General features: G+C 36.2%; 4 protein-coding genes. 3 read left to right on the top strand and 1 reads right to left on the bottom strand.

Annotated elements, in window-relative coordinates; translation table 11 throughout:
* A partial coding sequence (locus L950_RS05825; RefSeq protein WP_031289406.1) for a glycoside hydrolase family 10 protein occupies positions 1-441 on the bottom strand: 441 nt, incomplete at its 3' end.
* Between the two features lie 150 nt (positions 442-591).
* Here L950_RS05825 and L950_RS05820 point away from each other — a divergent pair.
* The 3 genes from L950_RS05820 to L950_RS05810 all read left to right on the top strand — a co-directional run bounded on the left by L950_RS05820 (position 592) and on the right by L950_RS05810 (position 6,045).
* Positions 592-2,019 (top strand): L-serine ammonia-lyase, encoded by a 1,428-nt coding sequence (locus L950_RS05820; RefSeq protein ID WP_021191985.1) that lies wholly within the window; start codon positions 592-594, stop codon positions 2,017-2,019.
* A 93-nt stretch (positions 2,020-2,112) separates the two neighbouring features.
* Positions 2,113-2,916 carry an MBL fold metallo-hydrolase gene (locus tag L950_RS05815; protein WP_021191984.1) on the top strand — a complete coding sequence of 268 codons (804 nt, stop codon included), beginning with the start codon at positions 2,113-2,115 and terminating at the stop codon, positions 2,914-2,916.
* 498 nt (positions 2,917-3,414) lie between these two features.
* Positions 3,415-6,045, top strand: a complete 2,631-nt coding sequence (locus L950_RS05810; RefSeq protein WP_156169552.1) for a SusC/RagA family TonB-linked outer membrane protein — start codon at positions 3,415-3,417, stop codon at positions 6,043-6,045.
* The last annotated feature ends 21 nt before the right edge of the window (positions 6,046-6,066 follow it).

Raw genomic sequence — 6,066 nt, 5'->3', positions numbered from 1 at the left:
AAAATGGTTCGGGTTTAGAGTTGTTGAAGCACGGTAAGGGTTGATCCAGGCATGCAGTTCCATCCCTCTTTTATGGCATTCAGCGATAATGAAATCCAAAGGGTCATAAAAAGGTTCAGGAGGCTTTCCTTGTTTCCCCGTTAAATAACGGCTCCAGCCTTCTCTACCACGACCATAGAAAGCGTCTGCGGCGGGTCGAATCTGAAAAAGAATAGTATTCATACTCGACTTTTTGTGCTGGTCAAGTATTTGTATCAGCTCTTGTTTCTGTTTTTCAACATTAGTGCCAGTGGCGACTGTTGGCCAGTCAATATTACCTATAGTGGCAATCCAAACACCGCGAACTTCTCTTTTGGGGCTAGGTTGAGCGAATAAAAGTTGTGCTGTTGATGCTATTAAAAAAAATACTCCAAGTAAGTGCAGAACGTGTTTAATTCTCATTTGTTTAATGATAAGTTAACAAAGATAATTAAGCTTTATTGATAAAGTATTAAATCTTTGTAAGAACTTTGTGGTTGTTTTATATTCTGTAAATTGCAATGTTTTTGGACTGTCCTAAAACATTATTTTATAGCGCTTTATTAGTATAGCATGAGCAAAGAGCAAATTTCCGTTTTTGATATGTTTAAAATAGGTATTGGACCCTCCAGTTCACATACCTTAGGTCCCTGGCGTGCGGCGCAGCAGTTCACAAAGGTACTGCAGGATAAGGATGTACTTAATAACGTCGAATCTGTTAAGATATTATTATATGGATCTTTAGCCAAAACAGGTACTGGGCACGGAACTGATATTGCTGTGATGTTGGGTTTAAGCGGAGATGATCCTGTAACTTTTGATGTCAATCAAGTAACACCAAAAGTAGAACATATCAAATCTGTAAATCAGTTGCGTCTGGCTGGTACACATACCATTCCGTTTACATACAAAGAAGACTTGCTTTTTTTATATAGTGAAAGCTTACCCTTTCATCCCAATGCAGTTACTTTTCAGGCATTTTTGAATAATGGAAAGGCTCTTAGTGAAACCTATTATTCAATTGGTGGTGGATTTGTTGTTCAGGAAAATGATGAGAGCAGTTCTTCAACAGAGGTCGATCTACCTTTTCCGGTAGATACCGCACAGGATTTATTGCATTGGTGCCGCAAGACAGGTTTGAAAATCTCAGAGCTCGTTTTAGAAAATGAACATGCTTGGCGTGAAGAAGAAGAGACGCGCGCCGGCGTATTAAATATCTATAAAACCATATACGAATGTATATATCGTGGGTGCCATACAGCGGGAACACTACCAGGAGGACTTAATGTAGAAAGAAGAGCTGCAAAACTGAATCAGCGATTGCTTAAAAACCGAAGCTATCACGATTATGAAAGCTGGATCGCAGCAATAAAAGCAGGAGGAGAGAATTTTCAATATATCCTGGATTGGGTAAGTTGTTTTGCTTTAGCAGTAAATGAAGAAAATGCTTCATTTGGAAGAGTCGTTACCGCGCCAACAAATGGAGCGTCTGGTGTTATTCCTGCCGTATTGCAATATTTTATTACCTTCCATAATGGAGATTCAGAAGATAAAATTATTCAGTTTATTCTAACCGCTTCCGAAATCGGTTCCATATTTAAAAAAGGAGCAACTATTTCTGCCGCTATGGGCGGATGTCAGGCTGAGATTGGAGTATCATCAGCAATGGCAGCTGGAGCATTGACCGAATGTCTCGGCGGATCGCAAAGACAGGTTCTCATGGCCGCAGAAATCGCCATGGAACATCATTTGGGCCTAACATGTGATCCTATTGGAGGTTTAGTACAGATACCATGTATTGAGCGAAATACGATGGGAGCTATAAAGGCTATCACAGCTGCGCAGTTGGCCCTGCAATCCAACCCTGATAAAGCCAAAGTCAGTCTCGATACAGTTGTCAAGACCATGTGGCAGACCGCGTTAGATATGAACGTTAAATATAAAGAAACGGCAGATGGCGGTTTGGCTGTACAGATTCCGTTAAGTTTACCGGAATGTTAATGTTAAAGAACCCGTTGTCATAAAAATATTTATGTTGCATGAATGAGGTCTGATCATGCAATATAATGTCAATAAAGAATAAATGAAATACATATGAAGTATTGTGCTATTGCCTCAGGCAGTAATGGAAATTGTTATTATATCGCGAAAGGCGATACAGCTATTCTAGTAGATGCGGGTATTAATAATAAGCACATTCATCTCCGTATGCATAATCTAGGTATAATTCCAACTCAGATCAAAGCCGTTTTTATTACCCATGAACATACGGATCATATTCGGGGTTTATCTGTTTTTGTCAAAAAATATAATATACCGGTGTATATCACTCAGGGCAGTTACGATGGAACAAGATTGCATCTTCCTGGCCACTTGGTGCACATCATTACCCCAGATGCCGTTACCGAGATCGGAGAAATGAAGATTTATGGTATACCTAAGTATCACGATGCAAAAGAACCTTGCAGTTTTTTGATTTCCGATGGAACGCATAATATTGGCGTGTTGACCGATATAGGTCGTCCGTGTTCAAATGTGCAGCATGTCATCAAACATGCAGATGTACTATTGCTAGAATCCAATTTCGATGAAGAGATGCTTAGAAACGGGCGATATTCCTATTTTCTAAAAAATAGAATCAGCAGCGGGTGGGGGCATCTTTCCAATGCAGTTGCGTTAGAATTATTCAACAAATACCGAACAGCCCGTCTCAAACACTTAATTCTAACGCACCTTTCAGGCGAAAATAACACCGTAGAACTGGTTCACGAAACGTTTAGAACACATTGTGAAGACATTCTACTTTCCGTTGCCACACGCTATGAAGAAACAGAAATTTTTGATGTTTTAGACCTCCATAATATAGAAAGCAATCAGGTCATTAGTCAGTGCGGATAGGGAAAATCTTATCATTACATAATGTAACGATCTAAATCGTTAAAGTTATAAACTTTAACGGTTTTGTTTTTTATGTTAAAATCCTTAACGAGCTAAAATTCAAGAACATTTATTTGGTAAAATAATTTCATAAAGTTTTCATGTTTAGTATTTGTGAAAAATGGAATTTTTAAGCACTAAAATTTAGTTGCATAGTGTATTAATATATTGTTTCATAAAAAAACCGTTTAAATTATTACGAAACAACAAATGCCCATATACTCCTTGAAATGGGAAAAATTCAATGTAATTAATATGTTAAAAAATGTAAAAATTTCCCGATTTCAGGAAAAAAAATAGTACAAATTACGCATACGTTTGCGTGAAAATAGAACAATCGTTTGCGATGCAATCAAGTTAATTCTTTTGTTTAGAATGAAAATTAAGAAAATGTAAAATTTGAGTTACCATTTCAATTGCTGTAAATTAACCTAAAATTTACTAACCAAATCAATTGTTATGAAGAAAATTTTACCAATTTTTCTCTTCTTTTTGATGTCATGTAATTTATTGTTTGCACAGGTAACTAATATTACTGGAACAATAAAAGACGACAAAGGAAGAACATTACCTGGGATAACAGTATCCGAACGAGGTACCAAAAATCAAGCTTCAAGTGGAGGTGATGGAAACTTTACTATTAAAGTTAAAGGTATTCCTACTGCCTTAATTATTAGTGGTGTTGGGTATAAAAAACAAGAAATACCAGTGAATAAAGAGACGCATGTCACCATTAATCTTGAAGAATCTACTAATGATCTGAGTGAAGCTATTGTGACAGGTTATACTACAATTAGTCGACGAAAAACAACAGGATCTATTTCCAGTATTACAAGTAAAGAAATTGAAAACTTGCCTGCGGCTAGTATTGATGTTCTTTTACAAGGTAAATTGCCAGGAGTCAATGTCCAGAACTTTACAGGACAGCCAGGTGTTAAGACTTCTTTGGTAATTCGTGGAAACACAAACATTCCAAGATCAAGCGGTGACTTTGATGCAGATAATTTAAGTAGTAATCCTTTATATGTACTCGATGGTATACCAGTATCAGATGATGAGATTAAAAACTTTAATGTTACTGGAACAAATTATTTAGCGAGTTTAAATCCAAATGATATTGAATCTGTCGATGTATTAAAAGATGCATCTGCGGCAGCATTATATGGCGCTCGAGCAAATAATGGGGTTATCATTATTAAGACGAAAAGAGGGGTGCTTGGAAAGCCTAAATTGAGTTTAAATACCTACCAAGGTTATGTGACGAAACCAGGAAAGGTGGAAACATTGATTGGTGCCGCAGAGCGTAGAAAAAAGATGGAATTAATTTATAAATATGCGAATGATGCACAAGAGCAAAATATTCCTCAATTACTTACTGATAGTTTAAATCCTGCATTTAATAATAATAATGATTACCAAGATCTATTTTATCAATCAGGCTACGTTCAGAATTATGATTTAGCTGTATCCGGTGCTACTGAAAATGTAAATTATCGTATCAGTGGAGGTATGTACAACGAGAAAGGAATAGTTAAAAGTACAGGTTATAAACGGTATTCTTTTACCAGTAATGTAAATTTTAATATTACTCAGAATCTTGAGTTTCTAACTAATTTTAAAGCTTCTACAGGCAAAAGATTAGAAGGAAAGGGGACCACTGATTTCTTAAAACAAGGTAGATATAGAAGTGTATTCGGGATTAATCCAATCAGTATGCCAACTTCATTGTTAGGTATGAGCGATGATGATGTAAATAGTATCATTAATCCGTATGATTATCAGCGGAATGATAATGTGAACGTTGATCTAAGTGGAGTTGGAGAATTACGTTATACTTTCTTAAAAGACTTTCGTATCAGTACAAGAAGTATTATTAATTATTCAACAGCTAAAAATGACTTTGCTTCTCCGTCCATTATTAATACAGATGGTTTAGCATACGCAAAATCGACTTATACACAATATCGAAAATACTTATTGACCAATAATATATTGTGGACTAAGACTTTAAATGATAAACATAATATTACTGCAACTTTTGTGCAAGAATATGAGACTCGTAAAAATGAGGGCTTATATTTGCTAGGCAGAGATATTCCAAATGATAACATTCAAGTTATTAAAGGTGTTGCATCTCAAAATTTAAGTGGCTATTCCGATCAATCTACATATGCAAAGTTATCCTTTCTAGGAGCTGCTCACTACGATTATAAGGGCAAATACCTTTTTGATGCAGTTTATCGTGGAGATGCTTCTTCACGTTTCGGAAAGAATAATAAGTGGGGATATTTTCCATCGTTAGGAGCAGGATGGATCTTAACAGAAGAAGATTTCTTATCGCAGTCGGAATGGGTTAAAGAACTGAAACTACGTGGAAGTTGGGGTAGAACAGGTGATGAAAGTAGTATCGGTGATAATGATCGTTATAATGCTTATATCGCTGGTAATGGGAATTACCCAGGAAATTATGGTAGTACATATGGTGGTGGTACCGCAGTTATACCAAACTATGCCGGTATAACAAATGATGATATCACTTGGCAAAGAACGGAGACTTGGAATGCTGGTGTAGATGCATTGCTTTTCAATGGAAGACTGACGGTCAATGTAGATGCTTATGTGAGAACTACGACTGGACAAATGTTAAGTGTATGGATTCCAGAATATACTGGATATCTGAGTACATTTACAAATGCAGCCGGTGTGCGTAATTCAGGTCTTGAAATTAACCTAATGGGAAAAGTATTTGGTAGGGAAAAAGCTTTACAATGGACACCATCTATTAATTTTTCATTCAATAAAAATATAGTAACAGCTCTTCCAGATGGAAATCGTGACCTGTATTATGATCAAGCAGTTTATGTTGTTGGGAAACCATTAAATATGTTTTATGGTTATTTAGTAAATGGTGCAATTAGTACTTCCAATGATATTATTGTAAATCCATATACGGGTGCTGTGGGCGCTTCAAAATGGGGAACATTACAGCCGGGATATCCAAATTGGGTCGATGTAAATGGTGATTATAAAATATCAGATGCAATAGGTGAAAATGATATGACTTTTTTGGTGATCCTAACCCTAAAGTAACAGGTGGTTTTACCAATTATT

Origin of the sequence: Sphingobacterium sp. IITKGP-BTPF85 (genome assembly GCF_001006065.1) — a bacterium.
Lineage (GTDB): Bacteria > Bacteroidota > Bacteroidia > Sphingobacteriales > Sphingobacteriaceae > Sphingobacterium > Sphingobacterium anhuiense.
Note: the sequence above shows the minus strand (reverse complement) of the source record. Positions and strands in the feature narration are given on the sequence as shown.